The organism is Bizionia hallyeonensis (assembly GCF_042657385.1).
GTDB classification, from domain to species: Bacteria; Bacteroidota; Bacteroidia; order Flavobacteriales; family Flavobacteriaceae; genus Algorimicrobium; species Algorimicrobium hallyeonense.
This window is the reverse complement of the sequence record NZ_JBHSLA010000004.1, coordinates 17,143-19,379: the sequence shown is the minus strand read 5'-3', so window position 1 is coordinate 19,379 and position 2,237 is coordinate 17,143. Positions and strand designations below refer to the sequence as shown.

The 2,237-nt window shown below is 42.3% G+C and carries 1 protein-coding gene; it reads right to left on the bottom strand.

The genetic code is table 11. The annotated features are described in order from the left end of the window. On the bottom strand, positions 1-2,237 hold a 2,237-nt coding region (locus ACFPH8_RS10630), incomplete at both ends, for an HYR-like domain-containing protein (protein ID WP_465251609.1).

Here is a 2,237-nt window from a genome sequence, read left to right as displayed (position 1 = left end):
GCAACAGGAGCTGTTGTATCGGCTACTGTTATGGTTTGCGACACCGACGATGTATTATTACAAGCATCTGTAAAAGTCCAAGTACGCGTCACAATAACGTTACAAGGATCCGAATCATCTGTTGTATCTACCGGCGAAGCCACAATATCACCAGCACAGTTATCTGTCGCTGTTAAGTCCATAGCCTCTGGTAACTCTGTAATACATTGTGCCGTTATATCCGCAGGTGCAGCAGGAGCAACAGGCGCAATAGTATCGGCTACTGTTATGGTTTGCGACACCGACGATGTATTATTACAGTTATCCGTAAACGTCCAAGTACGCGTCACAATAACGTTACAAGGATCCGAATCATCTGTTGTATCTACTGGCGAAGCCACAATATCACCAGCACAGTTATCTGTCGCTGTTAAGTCCATAGCCTCTGGTAACTCTGTAATACATTGTGCAGTTATATCCGCAGGAGCAGCAGGAGCAACAGGAGCTGTTGAATCGACTACTGTTATGGTTTGCGACACCGACGATGTATTATTACAAGCATCTGTAAAAGTCCAAGTACGCGTCACAATAACGTTACAAGGATCCGAATCATCTGTTGTATCTACAGGTGAAGCCACAATATCACCAGCACAGTTATCTGTCGCTGTTAAGTCCATAGCTTCTGGTAACTCTGTAATACATTGTGCTGTTATATCCGCAGGAGCAGCAGGAGCAACAGGCGCAACAGTATCAATAATGGTAAAGGTTGCTGTAGTGAAGCTTTCGTTACCACAAGCATCTGTTGCTTTAAAGTTTACGATAGCAGAACCAGTTAGGCCACAACCAGGAATTAAAACGCCTTTGTAATCATGGTCCCAAACTATAGCGCTACAATCATCCGTTGCAGTAGCACCTCCATTATTATCTAACCATGATTGTAATTCAGTTAAATTGCCTAATCCATCACACTCCACGGTTAAATCACTTGCTTCAATTTCAATGGTAGGATTAACCGTATCAATAATTGAATAAGAAGCCGTAGTCGTAACAAAGTTTCCGCAAGCATCAGTTGCTGTGAAAGTTACTTCAATTGGATTAGCACAATCAGAGCTAGCACCTCCATAATTATTTGTCCACGTAATTTCAGAGCAATTATCTGAAACCGCAGCAAAGCCATTATTATCTAACCAATTTTGAATCGCGCCATTATTTCCAGTACCATCACATTCGATGGATATATCAGAAGCTTCAACACTTATTATTGGGCTGGTAGTATCTTGAACCGTAATAACTTGTACCTCTGAAGCGGTGTTCCCACAACTATCAGTAGCCGTCCAAGTTCTCGTTAATGTATAGTTAGAGTCGCAATTACCATTCGCTCTTACCTCTAAATAGGTTACTGTAAGGTCAGCATCACAATTATCCGCTGCCGATAAATCGGTAGCAGACGCTGTAGGAACAGCATCACATTCTACTGTAATATCAGCAGGAGCTGCATCTAATATAGGAGCCGTGGTATCTTGAACCGTAATAATTTGTACCTCTGAAGCGGTGTTCCCACAACTATCAGTAGCCGTCCAAGTTCTCGTTAATGTATAGTTAGAGTCGCAATTACCATTCGCTCTTTCTTCTAAATAAGTTACTGTAATGTCAGCATCACAATTATCCGTTGCCGATAAATCGGTAGCAGACGCTGTAGGAACAGCATCACATTCTACAGTAATATCAGCAGGAGCTGCATCTAATACAGGAGCAGTAGTATCTTGAACCGTAATAACTTGTACCTCTGAAGCGGTGTTCCCACAACTATCAGTAGCCGTCCAAGTTCTCGTTAATGTGTAATTAGAGTCGCAATTACCATTCGCTCTTTCTTCTAAATAGGTTACTGTAATGTCAGCATCACAATTATCCGTTGCCGCTAAATCGGTAGCAGACGCTGTAGGAACAGCATCACATTCTACAGTAATATCAGCAGGAGCTGCATCTAATACAGGAGCAGTAGTATCTTGAACCGTAATAACTTGTACCTCTGAAGCGGTGTTCCCACAACTATCAGTAGCCGTCCAAGTTCTCGTTAATGTGTAATTAGAGTCGCAATTACCATTCGCTCTTTCTTCTAAATAGGTTACTGTAATGTCAGCATCACAATTATCCGTTGCCGCTAAATCGGTAGCAGACGCTGTAGGAACAGCATCACATTCTACAGTAATATCAGCAGGAGCTGCATCTAATACAGGAGCCGTAGTATCTTGAACCGT